The sequence below is a fragment of the Paenibacillus sp. FSL M7-0420 genome, assembly GCF_038002345.1.
Classification (GTDB): Bacteria; Bacillota; Bacilli; order Paenibacillales; family Paenibacillaceae; genus Paenibacillus_AQ.
Window position 1 is genome coordinate 3,824,854 of the sequence record NZ_JBBOCJ010000001.1, and the last position, 22,460, is coordinate 3,847,313.

The window sequence follows — 22,460 nt, forward strand, 5'->3', positions numbered from 1 at the left end:
CTCCTATACAAAATCACGGATTATAAATAATACTTTCATTATATAAATATATTAGGTGAAACAGCAAGCATGCGTGTCCCCTCGAAAAATACAGCATATGTACGTACGGGAGCATAAGTAACGGCTGACCGCCTCAAACCAAGGCGGACAGCCGTTTTTGGATGATTCTATGGATAAATGGCCGGAAAAGCGGATTAACAGTTGCGCACTCCAAGCGGATTCCCGACAACGCCCGGATATTGATAGACGAGCGGCTCTTCGAAAGTAGCGTAATCAAAGTTAACCATCAGCAGCACCACCCGCTGTCCGGTAGCCCGGTCGCTGATAATCAGGTGGTCACGGCCCGCAGCTTCCAGCACCCCGGTATAGACCTTGGCATTCCAGTCCTTGTTGTTCTCATATGTGAAATAGAAGGTGCCCACCTTGCCCAGGTTCAGGCGAAATATATTCTCCACATAGGACTGTTCGTACACGGGCGCGGCTGTGGAGATCACGGTGCCGCCGGGCATCATGGGACTGCCGCTGCTGACCTGAGGCGGCATGGCGGCCATAGTGCCCATGTTTCCCATTTTCCCCATATTCCCGATGTGCCCCATGTTGTTCATGTTATTCATGTTCTCCATATTATTCATATTGTTCATGCTGCCTGCTGGATTGCTGCCCATCATATAAGGAACTGGGCGGTACGGTTGAACGATCATGTACGGATTACCTCCTAAATTGTAATAATGATTCTGTCCTGCTTAGTATACTGCCGGACAATCTCCCTGTGTCGGAGTGAAGAAGCAGTGAGCCTTGTAGCGTCCGGTATTCTGCTGATTGTACCAGGTCCCCGGACAGTCGCCGACAGGGCGGAAGAACCAGAGCGCATTCGAGGCCGGCCAGGTTCGCTCCCCGGCAATCGCACGTTTCGCGAGCCGGATATCGGCTTCCCGCGCCCGTTGATAGAAGTATCCCTTCTGCGGGGCTTCGAAGCCGCCGGGGCTCTGGTACACCATGTCGTTCACACTGCGGATGTTGTTGAAATCCAGACAATTGCCAAGAATCCGGTTCACGCCGACATTGCCGACCATCAGCATGCCTGACTCTCCATCCTCTTCAGCCTCTGCCCGCATCAGCCGTGCAAGCACTCTTACGTCCTCCGAGTTTGTTTTGATGACAGCCACGCGTTCTCCTCCTTACATTCATTTCATAGACGGGTGTAGCTATGCAGACTATGTGATTCTCCGTTGTTCTTTTGCTGCTCGCTGTATTGTATGTGTATTCGCCCAGGAGGTGACAGTCTGCGCCCAATTTGCTGTTTCCTCTTCTTCCGTCTCTATGCCGGATACACGCAAAAACCCCCTTGCTCCACAGCGGGAACCAAGGGGTCCTATCACCATCTATAATACATTGCCATCTTAGCTACTCCGCCGTGGAGTAGTGAGGACGCCGCTGAAAGCCATGATACCGTGTCCCCTGATACGTCAGTATGCCTTGATCCCCCTCAGCGCTCATCCCGTATTCCTGTCCCTCCACCTTGAATTCCCTGCGCACCCCATCCTCAGCTTCATAGGTAAGATAGTAGGTGGTGCTGGTCCGGCTGGAGAGACTATCCTCCTGGGACTGCTGCTGGCGCACTTCGGTCCGCTTGCTCACGATACGGGCGGGAATGGACTGCAGGGGGGCTTTATTGTTCCGGCTCCACTGAAGCAATCCCCGGCCCGCAGACACAGCGATGATCCCCAGGACCAGAGCGAGAAAGACCGGCAATACCGTTCCTGTAAAATCGAACAGCCAGGATGGATCACTCCCCGTTCCCATTGTCTCTTCCCCCTTATTCCCAAGTAGTTAGCACACCTGCCCATATAGGCTTCTCTACATGTATATGCCTCTTGTCTGTCTGGCAGCACCGGTACACACGGCAAAAAGACCATTCAGGCTCCGGTACTTCCGGGAACTTAAATGGTCTTCTATAATACCCGATTGGCGGTTACATTAAGCATGTACGAGGTCTAAGAGTTGTCTGGTTTCGTTCGTTTCTTCCGGCATCATACCGTTCTCTGCCCAGCAGGCTTTGCATTGTTCTTCAGTCTGGCACAGATGAGCGTCATCGCAGTTGTAGCACAGTTGCATCAGGTTTCTAGTCATATAATCCGTTTCAAAAGTTGTCATTGTAATCTCTCCTCTTCGGGTTGGAAGTTTGTGAAAAAAGTAACTTGTTCTCTATGTGTTAAATATATCACAGGATTCAAAGTTTGTCATGTGATTTTTTTCACATTTTTAAAGAAAATTTTAAATAAGATTTTTCCTTATATTGTAGAGGCCTTTAAACAGATTTAATGTGAAAAAAAGAGGCTGTCCGTCAGAACGGACAACCTCTTGTACAGTATTACATTACACGCCAGCTCTCGCCGCCGTTAGTGGTCTGAAGCAGGATCGACTTGCGGTCCTCCTCCTTCGAGATCAGCAGCCAGCCGACATCACTTGAAATGAACTGCAGCTTCACTACCTCCGGATACTCCAGGAGCTTGGATTGAAGCACCGTGCTGGCCGGGAGGGCCGTCCAGGTCACTCCTTGATTCACCGTCTTATAGAGCAAATTACCTTCCAGCGACCAGCCTGTCATAGAATTCAGGAAGTCAGGTGCCACATTCCGGTTCATGCCGGACAGCGCCGGCCGCCCGAATGTGGTGAATTTCCAGTTCTCTCCCCCATTGGCGGTAAAATAGCCGTTAAAGGTCATGCTGCCTTCCTTTTCCTTCTGACAGCCGACCGGCATCCAGCCCCCCGCTGCATGTTCTCCGAAGAATTCAGGGACACCTGTAACCACCCGGTCACATCCGGCAAAGCTGTCATTGACCAGGAATTCCGAACCCGATACCCATGTCGCTCCTCCGTCCCTCGTCATATAAATCTTGGGCAGAGCGCCGGTCTGCAGCATAACAAACCCCCGGCTCTCGTCATTAAAGATCATCCCGGTCGTTACCCCCGCATGCGGAATGGAACTAGTCGGCAGATTCGGATTATACTGCTCATTCTGCATCACCAGATTCCAGGTGGCTCCGCCATCCTTGGTAGCGTACAAGGCTTTGCTCTCTTTGGTCGCACTTGCATCCCACTTGGTCATCAGCCAGCCGCTGCGGCTAGAGCTGAAATAGATGGAGGACAGCTTGTTGGAATCGGGGAACGCTGAGATCTGCCAGCTGTGTCCACCGTCTGTGGTACGCAGCACCACGGTCTCGGTGGAGCCGAACGAGCTGCGGATGATCCAGCCATGCTCGGGGTCGGTGAAAAAAATCTCTTTGCCGTAGACCGGATTGCTTAGAAATTGTACATTCGTAGCTGGAGAGATATTCGCCCAGGTCTTGCCGTTATTGAGCGTCATGTACATTCGAAGCTCGTTGCGCGTTACCCCCCAGGCTAGTCCTGCTGAGGGGTTGAGCAGCCGGAAATCGGTCAGCCGCGTCTGAATCTGGTATTTCTTTGCATTTTCGGGTTCGACATTCTTGTTATCCGGGGTAATGACTGTAATCATCTGCCCTTCTTCCGGCGCTTCAGTCGGCTGAGGAGGCCGGGTAGCCTCCGGCGGAGGGGCGGACGAGCAAGCCGAGAGAATCAGCAGAGTCATAAGAAGCATCAACGCCACTCTTAGAACCTTGGAACATGAAGCTTTGGCTGACAATGCTCTCTCTCCTTTTCTGCATTAATGAGTATTTAAAAGATTATTTCTTCGTATTCAGATTACTGCGTTTGTAGCCGTACAATGAGTAAATTACCAGTCCGAACGCAACCCAGATGATGAAGCCAATCCAGGTCTCTCTGCCGAGATTATACATTAAGTAGCCGCAGGCTGCCGCACTAAGGAGTGGAACCAGCGGAACCCAAGGAACCCGGAAGCCTCTGCGGAGATCTGTCTTCGTCCGGCGGAGCATAATGACCCCGAGAGACACAACCAGGAAGGCAAATAAGGTGCCGATACTCGTCAGATTCGCCAGCCTGTCCAGCGGTACGAAGCCGGTAAGCACAGCGATCAGGCTGCCCACCATCCAGGTACTGCGCACCGGGGTATGCGTTGTGGCGCTAACCTTGGACAAGCTCTTCGGCAGCAGGCCGTCTCGCGAGATAGCGAACAGCAAGCGGGTCTGGCCGAACAGCATAACCAGCAGAACGGTCGTCATTCCGGCAATCGCCCCGATGGAGATCAGTCCGGCAATCATATTCTGGCCCACGAACCGCAGCGCAAAGGATACCGGATCGCTGACATTCAGGCTCTGATAAGGAACAATGCCCGTCAGGACCAAGGATACGGCGATATATAAAACTGTACAGATAGCAAGGGATGAGATAATCCCGATTGGAAGATCGCGCTGCGGACGCTTCACTTCTTCTGCGGCGGTTGAAATGGCATCAAAGCCGATATAGGCAAAAAATACAGTGGCCGCTCCGTTCATCACGCCATGAATCCCGAACGGCAGGAAGGGCGTCCAGTTCTCCGGCTTCACATAGAAAATACCGGTGATGATGAACAGCAGCACCACGGATATCTTAATGGCGACCATCACTGCGTTGAAGCGGGCGGTCTCCTTGACCCCCCGTGTCAGCAGATAGGAGATCAGCAGGATAATGATGACGGCAGGCAAATTGATGAATGTTCCCTTATCCGCATTATACGCTCCAGACAAAGCTGTGGGCAAATGTATCCCGAAGCCCTCCAGCAGACCCTGGAAATAACCGGACCATCCGCTGCTTACCGCTGCGGCGGCAACCCCGTATTCCAGGACAAGATCCCAGCCGAGCACCCAGGCCAGCAATTCGCCGAAGGCCACATAGCTGTAGGCATAGGCGCTGCCGGATACCGGCAGGGTCGATGCAAATTCAGAGTAGCACAAGGCGGACAGTACGCAGGCAATCCCCGCGATGATGAAGGACAGCACCAGTCCCGGTCCGGCATGCTCCGCAGCAGCCACACCTGTCATTACAAAGATCCCGGTGCCGATGATGGCTCCTACCCCAAGCATCGTCAAATCCAAGGCGCCCAGTGTCTTGCTAAGCTTCTCCGCTCCGGCATTCTGGGGAATAGCCAGCGGTTTTTTGCGGAATAAATCCATACTTCAGTTCGCTCCTGTCAAGTGGTTGAGTGGATAACAGAAAAATCGTTGTTAGCTTACCCTATTTCGGGTAATGGATGAAATACGGACAGCTTGAAAACACTATCCCTAGCGATTATGATGGATAAGATTGGACAGCAAGTGGAATGGCTCTGCCTTCCTTATATTACCAAAATACAAATGCTGGAGGAGATTTAACATGGCCCCATTTAAGCCCAATCGTGTTGTAGTCATCGGTACCGGTGCAGTCGGAACCACTACAGCCTATACGCTGCTGCTGCGTAAGCGCATGCCCGAGCTTGTACTGATCGATGTGAACCACCAGAAGGCGCTTGGTGAAGCGCTGGATATGAACCATGGTATGCCTTTTGTAGGAGGCGTGAAGCTTTGGGCCGGTACCTATGAGGATTGCCGCGAAGCCGACATTATTATCGTCACTGCCGGAGCCTCCCAGAAGCCTGGTGAAACCCGGATCGACCTGCTCCGCAAGAACATCTCGATCTTCAAAGATATCATCCAGAAAATCACGAAATACAACCATCACGCGATCCTGCTGATTGCGACCAATCCGGTCGATATCCTGGCGTACGCCACCCTGAAGATCAGCGGCTTCGACCGCAGACGGGTTATCGGCTCAGGAACGGTACTGGACAGTGCCCGCTTCCGTTACCTGATCGGGAAGCACAAGGAGATTGACCCGCGCAGCATCCATGGACAGATCATCGGGGAGCATGGCGATTCCGAGCTGCCGGTCTGGAGTCTCGCCAATGTCGCCGGGATTGATCTGGGCTTCGATGAAGACGAACGCAAAGAAATCTTCGAGGATACGAAGAATGCAGCTTACGAGATTATCGATGCCAAGGGATCGACCTCCTACGCCATCGCGCTTGCACTGGACCGCATTGTATCGTCCATCCTGAACAATGAAGGCTCCGTTCTGAATGTATCTACATTACTGAACAACTACAACGGCGTCTCCGATGTGTTCCTCGGCGCTCCGTGTGTTGTGGACCGCTCCGGTGTGCGTGAGGTGCTTGATCTTCCGCTCAGCGAAGAAGAACAGAGCTTATTCCAGCAGTCCGGTGACAAGCTCAAGAGTGAAATCGCCAAGCTGGAGCTATAATTCCAGCCGGAATGAGCCGGCCGCCAATCCGCAGGGATTGGCGGCCTTTTTTTTGAAATCTAAGCATTGAAATCTAAGCATTGAAATCTAAGCATTGAAATCTAAGCATTGAAATCTAAGCATCCAAGCATTTACAAGCCGCGAAGACGCGTTAAGCGGCTAAAGCGAATGTTGCGGTTGATTTCATGCCCCCGTTTTTCCCTTTCTCATGGTAGCAATTCAGAGACAAGTTGTCATCATAAAAATGCACATTCCATGTAATTTATGCGTTAGGGTTTGAACAAAAGTTCATAGTTCAAGTGATAATATTGCTAGACAGACGGATTACAGGCTGCCGCTCAGCTTATCAGCACTGCTGATTTGCAGTCTGGACATCGCCTCTTCCTTCTCCCGGCTCGTGATATGCGTATAGACTGTAGTTGTCTGAATGGAAGAGTGACCCAGCAGCTCCTGCACCGTCCGCAGATCCGCGCCCTTGCGCAGCAGCATAGTGGCGAATGAATGCCGCAGCTTATGGCTCGAATAGGCACGCTGCTGGGAAGAGGGCAGCTCACTCTGGAAGCGGCTGAAGGTATCCGCAGCAATGCCCTGAATTCCCCGGATCGACAGTCTGCGGCCCTTCTGCGAGATGAACATGGCCTCTTCTTTGCTGCGCCAAGGGACCAGCCGGTCCGCAATCGCCTGATCGAGATACGGGGCTACATCCTCGGGAACCGGTATGCCCCGCCATTTGCGCCCTTTGCCGAAGACCCGCAGCGTGCGCCGGTCTACATTATAATCACTCAGATTCAGCGTATGTACTTCCCCTACCCGCAGCCCCATATAGGACATAAGCAGGAAGACCGCCAGATTGCGGCTTCTGTACTTGCCGTCCACCGCCGAGAGGAACCGCCCCAGCTCTTGCTCCTCCAGATAGACCGGCTCACGGTTTTTGTCGGTCTTGGATTTCTTGATCCCTGCCGCCGGGTTAATAGATAACAGCTCCAGCTCGGACAGTGCCTTGAACAGACAGTTAACCGAGGCGTGCTTGCGGTTACGGGTGGCATCGCTGACTCCCCGCTCACGGACCGAGGTCAGGTAGGACACCACATGCAGCTTCTTAACCGCTCCCAGCTCCTTGCCGTTCAGATGGTCCAGGAATTCCCGCACATCAGCAAGGTAGGATTTCTGGGTATGTGCTGTATAACCAGCGTCCTTCATCCAGATCAGGAAGGCCTCCAGCTCTTCTTCGTATGTTAGTTCCAGCTCATTCATGATCTGTCCCCTCCCTCTTAAGTACAACTATTATATCATTCCTCCACAGTAGCTTCCCTCCATCCGGCAGCATGCTTCCCTACCATTCTGAGGAATTCACTGAGCGCAGGAGACTTCCATTTCTTGTTATGGTAAGCGATCTGGGTGGCCACCCGCTGCGACTGGTCATTCCAGTTCAGCCGGCCCAGCTTGCCTTCCGCCAGCTCGCGCTTCACCGTAATCTGCGGCAGAAAAGAGAGACCGAGTCCGGCCATCACGCACTGCTTGATTGCTTCAATGCTCCAGAACTCCAGATTCGGATCAGGAAACACACCGTGGCTGTTCAGATGACGTTCAAACAAGGTGCGGTAGGTGCAGCCCGCTTCGGTATGCAGAATCGTTACGTTCTTCAGCTGATACGGCTCCACTTCAGCAAGCTCCAGCAGCGGATGATCCAGCGGAGCCACCAGAGCCATGGCTTCATGGATCAGCGTCTCACAGTGCATATCCTTATACTCTGTTTCCGGCTGCAGCAGGAAGGCCAGATCCAGCTCCCCGGAGCGGATGAATTCGGTCAGCTCCCAGCAGGCCCCCGGCTTAAGGGTAATCTGCACCTGCGGATACCGGCTGCGGAAATCTTTGATAATTCCCGGAAGCCGGAAGGCCGCCAGGGATTCCGGTGCACCAATCCGCAGCGAACCGGCGATTTCGGTCTCAGACCGGAGGGCATTCTCAGCCATCGTGTGCATCTTGGAGATTTCCTGGGCATACGGCAGCAGGCGGCGGCCTGCATCCGTGAGCATAATCTTTTTGCTGATCCGGTCGAACAGGGGTTGCCCCAGCTCTGCTTCCAGAGCCTGAATCTGTGCGGTAATGCTGGACTGGGCATAATCCAGCTTCTGCGCAGCGCGGGTAAAGCTTCCGGTCTCTACCACAACGAGAAAGGTGAACAGATGCTTCGATTCCATAGCGGACCTTCCTTTGATCCATCGGTTTTTTGAATGGATGTTATTTGATAATTCCGTTTTTCCAATGGATCTATTATCTGATACTCTAGAACTAAATACAAGGAAAGCGGGATTATACATATGAAGAAACACACCTCGTTACAACGTACCATCGGCATGCCTCAGGCCATTGCCTTATACATCGGGGCTGTCCTCGGTTCGGGGGTATTAATTGTCCCCGGACTGGCAGCCGAGATGGCTGGCCCAGCTTCGCTGCTGGCCTGGGGCTTCATGACCCTGCTCATTCTTCCGCTTGCCTTATCCATGGGCCTGCTCTCTGCCAAGTTCCCGAACGCCGGAGGTGTCTCCCACTTCGTTACACTAGCCTTCGGGCCGAAGGCCGGGGCCCTTGTCGGATGGTTCTTCCTGATGTCCGTTCCGATCGGCGCACCGGTCGCTGCATTGACCGGTGCAGGATACATGACGGCAGCGATGGGCTGGGGCGATCCGGCCAGAATCGCCCTTGCCGCCGGGATGCTGGTAATCGGACTCCTAACGAACTGGATGGGTATGCAGGTCGCCGGTAAAGTGCAAATTGCTGTGGTGATCGCTATTATTGCCGTACTGGTCTTCTCTTTTGCCGCTGCGCTTCCGAGGATGGAGCGTGCCCACTTCACTCCGTTTGCGCCGCATGGCTGGATGAGTGTCGGGCAGGCGGCCGCTATCCTCTTCTGGTGCTTCATCGGCTGGGAAGCCGTCTCGCATCTGTCCGAAGAATTCAAGGAACCTGAGCGGGCTGCAGTCAAGGGTGTGACTATCGCTGCTGTAATTGTCGGCGTCCTGTATTTCCTCTCGGCACTTGCTACCGTAGGTACGCAGAGCTATCTGCACGGCGGGGCAGATAGCTCCCTGCTCTGGATCATCAGCCAGCCGCTGGGGGTGTGGGGCGGGTTCATCGCCGGACTCACCGGTCTCTTCATCTGCACGGCGACGATCATTGCCTATGCTGGCGCGGCTTCACGCGTGGCGTATGCGTTGTCCCGGCAAGGCTATGCTCCCGGCTGGATGGGCCTTGTATCCAATCGGTATCAGACGCCTGTAGGGGCCATCGGCTTCCTGGCGCTCTGCTTCACCTTGATATTATCGCTCTACGGCAGCGGGTCGCTCTCGATAACGACACTAATCACCTTCCCCAACGCTACCTTCATTCTTACCTATATTGGGGGCTGCGCCGCCGGAATCCGCCTCTTGCGCGGTAGCCGTGCAGGCGTAACGATTAGTTGGATTTCTTTTGCCGCTACCCTGGCCGTGTTCCCGTTCACAGGCTGGGCGATTCTGTACCCGCTGCTGATTACAGTGTTGTTTGCCGGGGTGGACTATTGGAGATACGGGGCAAAGCGTGTGGGGAAGCGGTGAGGGGATTTTAATGCTACATACTTAAGGGCTGGACTCGAAGCTTGGTCGTCGCTGCGATGAACATTTGGCCCTCCGGCCGCTGCCCAATTTGGATTTCCTGATTATAACCGCTCTTCGCGGTAGAAATCCAAACCAAGCTTATGCTTACGATGCGAGCTTTCCTGCGGAAAGCTTTCAGGCGGACGCTATCGCTCCTCCAGTTCCAAATTTCCCCTCCGCTTCTTTTTGCTTTTCGTTATTTCTTAAGTGCATTAAAGAAAGTCACCTGCGGCTGCGCATCCAGCCCGTGTACCTGCATGCCTGCACATTGTCTTACATCTGGCCTGCACGCCTCCGCACTGCCCAACGTGTTCGTAAAATTCTTCTACAACCACAAACAGGCCACGCCATCCATAACAGGACGGCGCGGCCTTTCTTTTATAAGCGTTGAATTTCAGCAGCTATTTGGTCCACTCAATTGGAATGCGAAGACGGAACTGTTGTATATCCTTGGTATAAGTGAAGGAATTAGCCACAATTTCGAGCTTATCGGATGGCTGCACCGGCGGGAAAATCAGCTTAAAGGCTAATTTATCCCGGCTGATGCGCACCGGCTGTCCTTTGGGGAAGATTGGATGCCCTTGCTCCTCCTCTAAGCTAAGTGGAGTAATCTGGCTCATCACCTGACTGGCCTCATAGTATACAACCGTCTGCTTCTCCTCATAGTCAACGGAAGTTATCTTCACTGTTCCTCCTTCATTGCCCTTCAACGTTATAGGAAATGATCCATTCAGGCGCTGACGGTCCTCCGCTTGCTTGGCTTCTCCATTTTTCGGGGGTTCAGTAACGATCAAGGTCACATAGGCCGGCTTAGGATTGAGCGCTGTCAGCGGTGAGAAGTTGAAATAATAATAGTCATTGGTGGCCCCATCTCCACCTTGATTCATATATAAGGTTCCAATATCATCTTCGAGCATTACATTAAGCCATGTATCAGGATACCTGTTCATCACAATAACTTGCGAAGTTACAGGACCCAGGGTCAGCTTGTCTACAGTGTAAAGAGATTTATCGTATATGAAATCCAGATTCTTGGGATAGACGGTAGTGCTCAGCGCGTTACTCTTAGCCCTATCTAGCAGGACAGATAAATCCCAGTTCCCCCTCGTCGTCCCTATGCAGTCGATACTCATATTTAATCTTAGCTGATCAGGCAGATCCTTATCCCCGAAGCTTAGACGGGTTGTACCTACGAAGGTATGGTCTCCTGTAATTGTGAAGTCATGGGTTGATATTGTTTGTGGATGATGCCCTACAAAATTAAGCTTATAGAAGACTGCCGCTTCTTTGCCGGTAATAGGCTCTGACGATGACGGATAGGTTACCTCATAATTTAGCACCAATGATATACCATCGTAATATTCCTCTACCAGATGGAAGGTTATTCCTTGATCTGCAATGACCGCACCTGTCGGACTGCTTAGATGCTTCTCTTCAATGGACTTCAATCCCTCTCGATCCCCACCTTTCGCATACAAATAATCGAAGAACGGAATGACGCGCAGCGCTTCAGCAACCGGAGGCGAGACGAATCCGATCCCAATAATGGATCCGGCTGTAATAACCAGCGCAGCTGTGGCTCCGATGACCCACTTCCTGTACGATGATAACCGGTGTCTGTATCTTGGGGCTTTCCCTACTCCTCCAGTATGTAGCTGCCACAATTCATCAAAATCAACAGAAGAAGGCATACTGTGTATCATGTGTTCAGCTTCCTTTTGTAATTGTGCGGTTACTGCTCCGGATTCAACATCCAGCCTGTCCCTAGCTGTCGTCATTTCAGCCCCTCCTTCATCATCAGTACACCGGGGTCAAGCTCGCCGCATTCTCTCAGCTTGCGCAGTGCCGCATGAAGCCTGGATTTGCAGGTTCCCAGCGGAATGCTTAATACCTCTGCGGTCTCAGGCAGCGATAATCCGGCATAATAGTGCAGGGTGATCACTTCGCGCAGCTTCGCGGACAGACGGCTGACCGCCTGCCATAATTCCAGCTGATTCTCACTATGCAGGGCGAAGCTCTCGGCGGAGTGCTCTTTTCCCTCTATAGGAACGCCTGCCAGCAATTGTATCCAGGTCTTCCTGCGTAACAGATTACGGGACGTATTGACGGCAATCCGGTACAGCCAAGGCCGAAGCGGCCTGGAGGAATCGTACAAATGATATTTTGCAAAGGCACGCAGAAAAGTCTCCTGGGTAATATCATCGGCCAGCATCCGCTGCTTGGTCATCATAAGTGCAATCCCATAAATATAAGCGGAGTGTGCTTCAAACATGTCCTTGGCCTGCTGCTCTGTGATGGGATAATCCTTCACGCTCGCTTCCCCCCCTTTCTTACTGGATATACGCTTTGACCCGGGCGATCCGTTCGCTTTACGTTTCAGAAACTTGTCAGGCGGTTATGGATGAGGAGAGCTTGACCTAATCTGCTAGAAGAAGGAGACTGTAACCTATGTCTGATCATAAAAAAGTTATTCTTGAACCTGCAGCTCAGAAATTCGCCGATGATAATGCCAAGCCTCCCTTCCTGCCTGATCTGGGTCCGGAAAAAGGCCGCGAAACGGTCAACACCGTCCAGGCTGGCGATATCGAAAAACCCGAGGCAGATCTTCAGGATCTGACCGTAGCCGGCGGCCCCGGCGGTGAAGTGAAGGTCCGCATTGTCCGTCCGGTAGGCACCTCCGGCACTTCCTTGCCGGTCATTCTCTACATTCATGGAGCAGGCTGGGTATTCGGCAACAGTCACACCCATGACCGGCTCATCCGCGAGCTGACTGTGGGTACGGGCGCTGCCGTGGTATTCCCGGAATACAGCCTGTCCCCGGAAGCCAAATATCCTACGGCCATTGAAGAAATCTATGCGGTACTGGAATGGATCGCCAGTGAGGGCTCCACGTATGGACTCGACGCCTCCAGGCTGAGTGTCGCTGGGGACAGCGTCGGCGGTAACATGACTGCTGCCATCACCCTAATGGCCAAAGAACGCAGCGGTCCTGCTATCTCTAAGCAATTACTTTTCTATCCGGTTACAGATGCCTCCTTCGATACGGAATCGTATCATCAGTTCGCAGAAGGATATTTCCTCCAGCGCGAAGGCATGAAATGGTTCTGGGATCAATATACCACCGATCCTGAGGAGCGGGCACGAATTACGGCCTCTCCGCTGCGGGCCAGTCTGGACCAGCTTAGCGGTCTGCCGGAAGCCTTGATTATCACCGGTGAAGCCGATGTGCTTCGTGATGAAGGAGAGGACTATGCGAATAAGCTTCGCGAAGCAGGCGTTCCCGTTACGGCTGTGCGCTTCCAGGGCATTATCCACGATTTCGTGATGCTGAACGCGCTGGCAGACACTAAGGCTAACCAAGGAGCATTGCTGCTGGCAACGGCTTGGTTGAAGCACTAAGTCCCTGGAATATAACTATGTAAAAATAAAGCAAGCCCGTACCGGTGAATTCCAGTGCGGGCTTGCTTACATATATGAGGTTGCCAGAACCGGCAGCAGTGCGGTTTAGACTACCTGCCTCAAACCAACCTACGGTCCATCTATTTCCGCTGGGAATAGAACTCCGCTGCTTTGATCAGCATATCCTTCAGTGAACCGAAGGAAGTAGTCTTTGCTACATGCTCATCAAGCTGATCCGACGGGAGCGATTTTATCTCCTCTGCTGATCCGGCAGAGAAACCCCCTTTTTGCAGCAGATCCTTCAAGGACTCGAACGGAGTGAACTTTTGCAGAAAAGAACTAGATAGCAGTTGCTCCAGCGGCAGCTTCTGCAGCAATTGCTCGACAGGCAGCTTGTCTAGCGGTAATTTCTGCAGCAGCTCGTAGGCACGGCCTTCTTTGAGGGAACCGACTACTCCTTGTATTTTATCGCCTAATCCTCCAATGTTAAATCCCATAAGGTCAACCTCCTGAAAATCTGTAGTTGATCCTTATTACCCCGAATTCAGATCAGCGAATTACATTGGTTGACATAATGTTGATTATGTTACTCAATGGCACATCTCACATCCTCATCTCCCCGAACGCAGAAACTTCCCGATCCTCCGGGCAGCTTCCAGCAGACGTTCTTCCTCCTCTACCAGTGCAATTCGCACATACCCTTCCCCCTGGCTGCCAAAAGCATCTCCCGGAATGACCGCTACTCCGGTTCTCAGCAGCAGGTCATGCGCGAAGCGGCGCGAACTTCCGGCTTCACCCCTACTCCCATAGGTATCCGGCAGCCTCGCCCAAATAAACATAGTAGCTTCCGGCGAGGGCACCGCCCACCCTTCAAGATGCAGCGCCTCTACCAGAAGATTCCGCCGCCGCTCATACAGCTCAGCCACCCCTTGGTCCGGCCCGGAGTTCATCGCTTGCTCCAGCGCCACAACCGCCGCTTCTTGAATCGGCTCGAAGACGCCGTAATCGACATTGCTTTTCAGCTCCCGCAGCGCCCCGACGGCCTGAGCATTGCCCGTCATGAAGCCGATGCGGCAGCCGGCCATGTTGAAGCTTTTGGAGAAGGAATGAAATTCAACGGCGGTGTCCCGCGCCCCAGGTACCTGGAGGATGCTGATCGGCCGGTATCCATCGAAGCCCATCTCTGAATAAGCCAGATCATGCACGACCAGCACCTCCCACTTACGGGCAAGCTCCACGAGCCGTTCCATATAAGCCAGATCCACAGTAACCGAAATCGGATTGCCGGGAAAGCTGAGCAGAATAAAAGCTGCTTCACGCCAGACCTCATCAGGAATTCGCTCCAGATCCGGCCGGAACGCATTCTCCTCCAGGAGTGGCAGCGGCCAAGACCTAACCCCCGCTATTGCGAGCGCCCCTGAATAAATGGGATAACCGGGGTCCGGCACAATCGCCAGATCACCGGGATTGCAGATGGCCAGGGCCAGATGCGAGAGTCCGTCCTGTGAACCCATCAGGGACACGATTTCCTCCTCCGGATCTACCTCCGCGCCAAAACGCCACTGCATCCATCTCGCTGTCTGATTACGGAATGCCGCACTTCCTTTGGACGACGGATACGCATAGCTATCCTCCCGCAGTACTGCTTCACTTAATACCTGACGGATCTCGGGCAGAGGCGCCCGGTCCGGACTGCCGATTCCAAGATCGATAATGTTAAGTCCCGCTTGCCGGGCTTCTGACTTCCATGCCGCCACCTCGGCGAAGATGGATGATCCCAGATGAGACAGCTTGTCTGATCTCCATTTATGCTGCTTGCTGCTATGAATCAATGGACTCCCTCCAGCGTATGTTTTTCAATAGTATAGCATGGGTCAGGAGCCTCGAAGCAGAGAAAGAACAGACGAATGCTCGAAATGGGCATTAATTCCATTATTAATATATTATTCTACTAAAATCACTCTATTTAAGGTGACAACTAGTGCGGGAAGTGATATAGAAATCGATATGAAGCGAAACAGCGTATAATTTATGTTATACGCTGTTTTTTGGAGGCGATTTTGTTTGTTATTAAGGAATATATGCCTCCGTCGAATCGCCGCTGCCATCCGGGCATAGGATAGAGTATTACAGATGAAAGTGGGAATATACATGTCCAAGAATAAGCGCGGCAAAGCACTTTACACTACCCCCTCCCGGGCCAGGGGCACCTGTCCGATCTGCGGGAGCACACGGATTAAGCTTCTGTATTTCGGCAAAGGCCCGGAGGGCGAGAAGCTGACGGTCTGCAAAAAATGTGACGGCAAGCAGCAGAAGACGGGTTGAATTCCGGTGTAACTTTAAATGTACCATAAAAAAACGGCCTGCCTTCCCCTTCAGGAGAGCAGCCGTTTCTTTGTGCCTACTCAAACCCCGATTTCACCCACAGCTTGGAGATATCCAAAAATCCGAAGGAGCCGGGCTCCAGTCCGAACAGATTCTGACTTAATTGCGCTTTTTTATTCATGTGACAGCCATACAGTACCCAACCGTTATCACGCAGTTTGCCTTCGGCCAGTTCCAGTACCTCTGCCCTCTCCCCGGCGGCCAGCCGGGCGAAAGGCTTCAGTAGCTCTGTCAACTCAGATTTCTGGCTGTCCAGCAAGAGGTGATGCAGATAATTCGACTCATTGCGAAAATAATTAATCATCCCCCACTGCCAGTCATCCTCCAGTACTTCTTCGCAGATCACAAGATCCGCTTGGTTCACCAAGTCCGGCAGATCATAATCCCCTAAAGGATACAGCTCAAGCTGTAATCCAATTTTCCTGCTGCGCTCCTGCAGCCAAATCGCCTCATCCTGATCCTCTTTGCAGGTCCGGTAGGCCAACTTCACTGCCTCTCCTCTGTATCCGCCTTCCTCAAGCAGCGCCCGCGCTTCCTCCAATTGTGGCTCAGCGAACTCATACTTGCTGCTCTGCCAGGGAAGGAAGCTGCCTGCCGGCATAATCCGGTTGCCTCCCAGCTCACGAATCAGAGCAAGCTGATTATAGAGGATACGCATGGCCTGCCGGAGCGCGGGATGATGGTGTACGCCTTCTTTTAGAAAATTAAACAGAACGTACCTGCACCCGACAGCCGGATAATCGATACTGTGGCTCCTCCCCTCCTCTGCTGCGGCCACACTGCTCAGACTGGTACTGGCACCCGTCAGCTGATATTGACGTACCCCCGAGGCCAAATGCGGCAGGTACCAGATCTCGACCCGGTCCAGCAGAGGACGGATTCCGTAGTAAAGATCGTAAGCGCTGAGTACAAGCACATCCTGGCTCAGATCCGCTACCTGATAGGGCCCCGTGCCGACCGGATGCACAGCGAAATCCACATCATACGGAACAATCGACATATAGATTGAGCTGAACAGATGCAGGAAGAAGAAATTAGGCTGCACCAGATCGAACCGGATACGGTAGTCCCCCTCCAGCTCCACATGAATGATATCCTCAAAATGACAGATCGCCGGACTTCTAAGTCCGATCAGACGTAGGAGGGTTTCTTTTACATCCCGGGAAGTCATCATGCGGCCGTGGTGGAACCGCACCCCCTTGCGCAGATAGAACAGATAGCTTGTACTGCTCTCGTTAGCCTCCCATGTGTGGGCCAGCCCCGGCAGGAAAACCCCGTTCTGTGCATCATAGGTAATCAGGGTACTGCAAATATGCCCCAGCAAATAGGTCTCAAAAGCGGTGTATACGGTGGCCGGGTCCAGCTTCTCCATCGCACGGTTACGGGAGATTCGCAGCACCTCCTGCCCGGATGTGGAGCCGGGTTCGCTCCAGAAGCCCATTTGCTTATCGAGAACTGCCAGCAGGCGTTCTTTGAGCGGCTCGTTAACCGGGTATTGACCAATCAATTCGACGGCAGGCTTAATCCGGCCTTTGGAGACTAACTCCTGAAATCTCTCCTCCAGCACCTCATCTATGTGACGCAAAAAAGTCATCTGCGAGCGATTTCCTCTCCCTCTTCCGGGTATCCAGGCAATCAGCTGCTGCTCCTCCAGCTTCCGCAGAATAAACTTCACATTGCGCGGTGTGCAGCACAGGATACCGGTCAACTGCTCAATTGTCACCGGAATCGGCTGCTGAAGGTTATATGCCGGAGCCAAGGCTGCGGCCAAACAGAGATAATGCGTGCTGCTGGTGTCCATTTGATCAACCCCCTTTTAAAAGGTGAAAAGTGACATATAATTCTTACACTTTTATTTCCCCCTTTGTTCTATACAATTATACATAATCATTCGATAAGAAGTATGCTTCATATTCAAAAACATGGACTAGGAGACGGGGATTCAAATGAAACAACATCTGCGCCACATTCACCCGCTGGCCTGGACCATCATCATTGGAACGATGTTCGGCCGGCTGGTTACTTCAATGAGCATTCCTTTTCTCTCTATTTATCTCACGCAGGTGCTTGGCGCATCCGCTACCCAGACCGGGTTCACCGTGGCCGTCAGCTCGCTGGCAGGGGTAATGATCAGCTTCTACGGCGGTTATATCTCGGATGTGATCGGGCGCCGGATCGTCATGCTGGTCTCCGTGTTCGGCTGGGCCTGCGTATTCTTCGGCTTCGCTGCAGCGCAGCATTTATGGGTCTTCTTCCTGGTGAACACGCTCAACGGACTGTGCCGCGCCGTATTTGAACCAACTTCACGGGCATTATTGTCAGATATCACCCCGCCGGAGCAAAAGCTGCTGGTCTTCAATCTGCGGTATGCGGCGGTGAATCTGGGTGTGGTCTTCGGTCCGATTATCGGCCTCCAGCTCGGCTCCGCCAAGTCCACCTTCCCGTTCGTAATCGCAGGGATCGTCTATATCGCCTATGGACTTGTTCTGTTCCTGCAATTCTCGGTGCACCGTGCCAGTCTGCCTGTGCATGGAGAAGCCCGGACGCCGAAGCTGCTCGATGCGCTCGCGGTCACCGGAAGGGATAAGGTATTTCTGCCCGTTCTGCTGGGAACCATCTTCTGCGTCCTCGGGTATGGCCACTTCAGCTCTACACTGGCGCAATTTCTGGCGATGAACACCCATTTCAGCAATGGCAGCCAAGTCTTCTCTTATATGCTGTCGCTTAATGCAGTGACGGTGCTGGTCGTACAGTATCCTATCGTTCGTGCAGCCAGCAAGTTCGCGCCGATTATCCCGCTCATTCTGGGCAATGTCTGCGTAGCCCTTAGTCTGCTGCTGTTCGGAATGCCTGGAGGGGTGCCCCTGCTGATGTTCAGCGTGGTTCTGTTCACTGTCGGGGAAGTCCTGCTCTTCACGATGATGGATATGCTGATTGACCGAATCGCCAAGCCGGAATGGAAAGGCACCTACTTCGGTACGATTGGCTTCAATAATCTGGGCAGTGTAATGGCTCCTATCCTTGGAGGACTGCTGCTGGATCAGTTCGGCGCTCTGAATGGCCCTGCGGTGTTCGTACCGCTTGCGCTGACCACGGCGCTCGGCCTTCCTTTCCTGATTACCGCGCATAAAAGACTCCGCATCCGCGAGGCCGCCGAAGCCACTGAAGCAAGGCGGGTTGGCGCTTGAGACGTTGAACACATTAATAAACCCCAGACCTGCTGTAAAGCGGGTTTGGGGTTATTAATATATACTTATCATTGTTTTTAACTCTTGTGATCGTTAATAAGTTAACATAATAATTGTTATGTTGCAAAGTAATGATTATACTGCAACTAAACGCCGCTACACTAGCCCGATGTAATCGGTTTTCCGACTACATTCCGCCCACGAACCATCCCAGTGCCCAATGTGGTCGGTTTTCCGATTACATTCCGCCCACGAACTATCCCAGTGCCCCATGTAATCGGTTTTCCGATTACATTCCGCCCACGGACCATCCCAGTGCCTAATGTAATCGGTTTTCCGACTACATTCCGCCTACGAACCCTCCCAGTGCCCAATGTGGTCGGTTTTCCGACTACATTCCGGCCACGAGCCCTCCCAGTGCCTAATGTAATCGGTTTTCCGACTACATTCCGGCCACGAGCCCTCCCAGTGCCCGATGTAATCGGTTTTCCGACTACATTCTGCTCCGCAGCTCTATAATACTACCCCATCCCGCTTCAGCTGCTCCTGCAGCTGCGTGATATCGAGCGCCTGCGGCTTCACCCCTGCGGCCGCCGCGAGCGCCGCTGCTGTTCCGGCGGCCTGGCCCGTGGCCATGCAGCTTGGCGTCAGGCGGGTCGTGGCCAGCGCTTCGTGCGAGGTCGAGATGCATCTGCCTGCAGCCAGCAGATTGGACACATTGGCGGATAGCAGACAGCCGTACGGAATGTCGTAAGCGCCGTCTCCGGCGATGAAGGAAGCCGTTACCCCCTTGCCGGACGGATCGTGAATGTCGATCGGGTAGCCGCTGCGGGCAATGACATCACTGAACTTCCGGCCTTCTATGACATCTTCTTGGGTCAGCTGGTAATAGCCTTTAATCCGCCGCGATTCGCGGATGCCGATCTGCGGTGCAACCGCTGAGATCGAGGCCCGTTCGAAGCCCGGAACGTCGCGCTTCAGAAACTCGGCCATCAGCAGCACCTGCTTGCGGCCCTCCTGCTCCGCCAAGGTCAGATCCTCCGCATTCGTTGCGTCCAGCCCCTGGACGCGGGTGCAGTTGATCAGCACCTCATCATCTGCCGGACCGGCAAAGAACAAGACCTGATCGCGGTTAATCGGCACCTCGGCCCGCTTCCATTGCGAGTAGAATCCGCTTACCCCGGTGAGCGGCAAGTCCGGCAGTTCAGCGATCGGCGTTTTGCTGTAGAACTCTTCGGGATGGCTGATCATATATGCTTTGACCTTGTGCAAATCAACGCCGCGCATTCTGAACTTCATCGTCATCGGCTGGGAACGGTTATCCCCCTCCCGGCCCTGCAGCGTTTCAGCCCCGGACAGCTTCGCTACATCGGCATCTCCGCTGCAATCCACGAAGATGCGCCCCGTTACAGGCGTACGCCCGGATTTATTAGTCACCACGACATGTTCAATTGCGCCGTCACTGACCAGCACCTCATCCACAAAGCTGTGCAGAAGCAGCTTCACCCCAGCTTCATGCAGCATATCTGTAGCTACCACTTGATAAATCTCAGGATGGTACGGCGTCAACGTATGCACGAAGCCTACCGTATCCCGGAGATGGCCCGGCGAACCACCGCTGGCCTGCAGCCGGTCTACGATTTCCTGGGCGATGCCCTTGATCACCTGCTCGCCGCTATCGGTGTGAAAGGTCATCCAAGGATAGACCATAGCAGCGGTGGACATCCCGCCCACGAACCCGTAACGTTCAATGAGCACGGTCTGTGCTCCCAGCCGTCCGGCGGCGATGGCCGCCGTGATTCCTGCAGGGCCTCCCCCCACTACAACGACATCTGCCTCTATTGCAGGATTCATATCATCCACTCCTTTATGTGTGCTATTCCTTCAGCCCTGTCATGGCTACGCCCTCGATGAACCGCTTCTGCGCCATGAAGAAGACGATCAGCAGCGGCACGGTTGCCATGACGGTGGCACTCATCAGATAATGCCAGGAAGTGCCCACTTCATCTGTAAACAACGATAATCCCAGCGGCAAAGTCATCAGCTCACGCGTATTAATGAAAATAAGCGGGTCGAAGAACTCATTCCAGATGGACACGAACGTGAAGATCGTCAATGTCGCCATCCCGGGACGGGCAATCGGCAGCATAATGGTCCAGTAAATGCGGAATCGGCTGCAGCCGTCGATCATCGCCGCTTCCTCAAGCTCCGTGGGTACAGTAATGAAGAATTGCCGCATCACGAAGATGCCGAACACGCCGCTTGCGCCGAAGATCGGCAGCAGAATCAGCGGCAGATGCGTATCAATCCAGCCCAGGTCACGCATGAACAGGAACATCGGGATCGCCGTCACTTCATGCGGAATCATCATGGCGCTGAGCAGCACCAGGAACACGGCATTTCTTCCGGTAAAGGGAATTTTGGCAAATGCATAACCAGCCAGCGAAGCGAAAAACACGGTTCCCGCCACGACGACAAACGAGATATAGACACTGTTAAAATAGAAGCGGTGAAACGGGATCAGTGTAAAGACATCCACATAATTCTGAAACTGGAATACCGGCGGAATCAGCTGCGGCGGGTAGGTGAAAATATCCTGCGGCCGTTTGAAGGAGGTGGACAGCATCCACAGGAACGGAACAAGCATAATCAGCGATACCGCCGTTAATGCAGCATACACTCCTGCTACAGACCACCTTTTGCTGTTGTTAGGCGTCGCCTTCATTGAATACCCACCTCTTTCGCAGCTGCCACTGCAGCAGAGTCAAGATCAACACGACAAAGAACAACACAAATGCCAGCGCCGAAGCGTAGCCCATCTGGAACAGCTTGAACGCTTTTTCCCAGATGTAATAGACCAGCACCTTGGTGCTGTTACTCGGTCCGCCCTGGGTCATGACGTAGATCTGGCCGAACACCTTCAGCGAGCCGATTACGGTCATCACCACGGTCAGAAATACGGTGGGCGTAATCATAGGCAGGGTCACGTTGAAAAAGGTTTTGGTCTTGCCTGCCCCGTCCAGCTCAGCCGCCTCATATAATGAACGCGATACCTGCTGGATCGCAGCGATGAAGAGCACCATGTTCAGCCCCACGTTCTTTAGCACACTTGTCACAATAACGGCTGGCATCGCCAGTCTCTCATCATACAGCCAGGCGGCCCCTTTAATGTTGAACAGCATCAGCAGCTGATTGATCAGCCCGGAATCGGTGGCGAACATATACTTCCAGACGATGGACCATACGATCAGCGAAGTCATCACGGGAACGAAGATCGCGGTGCGGAAGAAGCCGATGCCCTTCAAGCTTCGGGATAACAGCAGCGCCAGCATCAGAGCCAGCACAATGTTAAACGGCACCAGACCCAGCGTGAAATAAGCCGTGTTGCCGAAGACCTTCCAGAACAGCGGGTCCACCGCAATATCCTTGTAATTATCCAGACCGACGAACCGGTGCTCACCAAGCAGCGGCCAGTCATTTAGGCTCATATAGAGCGCTTTCCCCATCGGAAATAACAATAATAACGTGAAACCAAGCAGCATTGGCGATATAAAAAGCCATCCGGTCACCTGTGCCTCGCGGGCAAGCGGACCCTTGTTTCGTCTCTTGACCTTTCTGTTCATGCCGGAATTCACCGCCC

The 22,460-nt window shown here is 53.2% G+C and carries 21 protein-coding genes; 5 read left to right on the plus strand and 16 right to left on the minus strand.

All coding sequences use genetic code 11. The features are described from left to right. Positions 1 to 194: 194 nt before the first annotated feature. The 6 genes from gerQ to MKX51_RS16185 all read right to left on the minus strand — a co-directional run bounded on the left by gerQ (position 195) and on the right by MKX51_RS16185 (position 5,090). Positions 195 to 596, minus strand: coding sequence for a spore coat protein GerQ (gene gerQ / locus MKX51_RS16160; RefSeq protein ID WP_340995622.1), 402 nt, complete (start codon positions 594 to 596; stop codon positions 195 to 197). Positions 597 to 743: 147 nt separating this feature from the next. Further along, complete coding sequence (locus MKX51_RS16165) at positions 744 to 1,166, minus strand: cell wall hydrolase (protein WP_340940390.1); 423 nt, start codon at positions 1,164 to 1,166, stop codon at positions 744 to 746. 238 nt (positions 1,167 to 1,404) lie between these two features. Then, entirely contained in the window at positions 1,405 to 1,803 is a 399-nt protein-coding gene (locus MKX51_RS16170) for a DUF2500 domain-containing protein (protein WP_340993135.1), read from the minus strand. Between the two features lie 174 nt (positions 1,804 to 1,977). Next, a complete protein-coding gene (locus MKX51_RS16175; RefSeq protein WP_179090460.1) occupies positions 1,978 to 2,154 on the minus strand; it encodes a hypothetical protein in 177 nt (58 codons plus the stop codon). Between the two features lie 217 nt (positions 2,155 to 2,371). After that, complete coding sequence (locus MKX51_RS16180) at positions 2,372 to 3,619, minus strand: WD40/YVTN/BNR-like repeat-containing protein (protein ID WP_340993136.1); 1,248 nt, start codon at positions 3,617 to 3,619, stop codon at positions 2,372 to 2,374. Between the two features lie 85 nt (positions 3,620 to 3,704). Further along, a complete protein-coding gene (locus MKX51_RS16185; protein WP_340940383.1) occupies positions 3,705 to 5,090 on the minus strand; it encodes an APC family permease in 1,386 nt (461 codons plus the stop codon). Between the two features lie 199 nt (positions 5,091 to 5,289). Between MKX51_RS16185 and MKX51_RS16190 the strand changes: the two genes are divergently transcribed. Next, positions 5,290 to 6,213 carry an L-lactate dehydrogenase gene (locus MKX51_RS16190; protein ID WP_340993137.1) on the plus strand — a complete coding sequence of 308 codons (924 nt, stop codon included), beginning with the start codon at positions 5,290 to 5,292 and terminating at the stop codon, positions 6,211 to 6,213. A 324-nt stretch (positions 6,214 to 6,537) separates the two neighbouring features. Here MKX51_RS16190 and MKX51_RS16195 read toward each other — a convergent pair whose 3' ends face one another. Further along, positions 6,538 to 7,467 carry a tyrosine-type recombinase/integrase gene (locus tag MKX51_RS16195; RefSeq protein WP_340940380.1) on the minus strand — a complete coding sequence of 310 codons (930 nt, stop codon included), beginning with the start codon at positions 7,465 to 7,467 and terminating at the stop codon, positions 6,538 to 6,540. A 35-nt stretch (positions 7,468 to 7,502) separates the two neighbouring features. Beyond that, positions 7,503 to 8,414 carry a LysR family transcriptional regulator gene (locus tag MKX51_RS16200; RefSeq protein ID WP_340993138.1) on the minus strand — a complete coding sequence of 304 codons (912 nt, stop codon included), beginning with the start codon at positions 8,412 to 8,414 and terminating at the stop codon, positions 7,503 to 7,505. A gap of 120 nt (positions 8,415 to 8,534) precedes the next feature. Between MKX51_RS16200 and MKX51_RS16205 the strand changes: the two genes are divergently transcribed. Beyond that, positions 8,535 to 9,809 (plus strand): APC family permease, encoded by a 1,275-nt coding sequence (locus MKX51_RS16205; RefSeq protein ID WP_340993139.1) that lies wholly within the window; start codon positions 8,535 to 8,537, stop codon positions 9,807 to 9,809. A gap of 440 nt (positions 9,810 to 10,249) precedes the next feature. Here the strand turns inward: MKX51_RS16205 and MKX51_RS16210 are convergent, their stop codons facing one another. Both MKX51_RS16210 and MKX51_RS16215 read right to left on the minus strand, forming a co-directional pair. Further along, positions 10,250 to 11,626, minus strand: coding sequence for a DUF4179 domain-containing protein (locus tag MKX51_RS16210; RefSeq protein WP_340993140.1), 1,377 nt, complete (start codon positions 11,624 to 11,626; stop codon positions 10,250 to 10,252). Next, positions 11,623 to 12,159 carry an RNA polymerase sigma factor gene (locus MKX51_RS16215; RefSeq protein ID WP_340993141.1) on the minus strand — a complete coding sequence of 179 codons (537 nt, stop codon included), beginning with the start codon at positions 12,157 to 12,159 and terminating at the stop codon, positions 11,623 to 11,625. Before MKX51_RS16215 ends, MKX51_RS16210 begins: the two co-directional genes overlap by 4 nt. 137 nt (positions 12,160 to 12,296) lie before the next feature. Here MKX51_RS16215 and MKX51_RS16220 point away from each other — a divergent pair, with 137 nt between their 5' ends. Beyond that, a complete protein-coding gene (locus tag MKX51_RS16220; protein WP_340993142.1) occupies positions 12,297 to 13,247 on the plus strand; it encodes an alpha/beta hydrolase in 951 nt (316 codons plus the stop codon). Positions 13,248 to 13,387: 140 nt separating this feature from the next. Here the strand turns inward: MKX51_RS16220 and MKX51_RS16225 are convergent, their stop codons facing one another. After that, positions 13,388 to 13,744, minus strand: coding sequence for a hypothetical protein (locus tag MKX51_RS16225; RefSeq protein WP_051478104.1), 357 nt, complete (start codon positions 13,742 to 13,744; stop codon positions 13,388 to 13,390). A 114-nt stretch (positions 13,745 to 13,858) separates the two neighbouring features. After that, positions 13,859 to 15,079: an aminotransferase class I/II-fold pyridoxal phosphate-dependent enzyme gene (locus MKX51_RS16230; protein WP_340993143.1), complete on the minus strand. Its 1,221-nt coding sequence runs from the start codon at positions 15,077 to 15,079 to the stop codon at positions 13,859 to 13,861. A 319-nt stretch (positions 15,080 to 15,398) separates the two neighbouring features. On the opposite strand from MKX51_RS16230, the gene MKX51_RS16235 reads away from it, so the two are divergent. After that, positions 15,399 to 15,572 (plus strand): hypothetical protein, encoded by a 174-nt coding sequence (locus MKX51_RS16235; protein WP_340993145.1) that lies wholly within the window; start codon positions 15,399 to 15,401, stop codon positions 15,570 to 15,572. A 76-nt stretch (positions 15,573 to 15,648) separates the two neighbouring features. Here MKX51_RS16235 and MKX51_RS16240 read toward each other — a convergent pair whose 3' ends face one another. After that, on the minus strand, positions 15,649 to 17,433 hold the full coding sequence (locus MKX51_RS16240; protein ID WP_340993146.1) for an ABC transporter substrate-binding protein: 1,785 nt from the start codon (positions 17,431 to 17,433) through the stop codon (positions 15,649 to 15,651). Positions 17,434 to 17,578: 145 nt separating this feature from the next. Here MKX51_RS16240 and MKX51_RS16245 point away from each other — a divergent pair, with 145 nt between their 5' ends. Next, positions 17,579 to 18,820: an MDR family MFS transporter gene (locus MKX51_RS16245; protein ID WP_340993147.1), complete on the plus strand. Its 1,242-nt coding sequence runs from the start codon at positions 17,579 to 17,581 to the stop codon at positions 18,818 to 18,820. Positions 18,821 to 19,333: 513 nt separating this feature from the next. Here the strand turns inward: MKX51_RS16245 and MKX51_RS16250 are convergent. The 3 genes from MKX51_RS16250 to MKX51_RS16260 are packed head-to-tail and all read right to left on the minus strand — an operon-like array spanning position 19,334 to position 22,443. Continuing rightward, entirely contained in the window at positions 19,334 to 20,683 is a 1,350-nt protein-coding gene (locus MKX51_RS16250) for an FAD-dependent oxidoreductase (protein WP_340993148.1), read from the minus strand. 13 nt (positions 20,684 to 20,696) lie between these two features. Next, the gene (locus MKX51_RS16255) at positions 20,697 to 21,545 is read right to left on the minus strand and encodes a carbohydrate ABC transporter permease (protein WP_340993149.1); all 849 of its coding nucleotides are present in this window, start codon (positions 21,543 to 21,545) and stop codon (positions 20,697 to 20,699) included. Then, positions 21,529 to 22,443: a carbohydrate ABC transporter permease gene (locus MKX51_RS16260; protein WP_340993150.1), complete on the minus strand. Its 915-nt coding sequence runs from the start codon at positions 22,441 to 22,443 to the stop codon at positions 21,529 to 21,531. The genes MKX51_RS16255 and MKX51_RS16260 overlap by 17 nt, the downstream gene beginning before the upstream one ends. Positions 22,444 to 22,460: the final 17 nt, after the last annotated feature.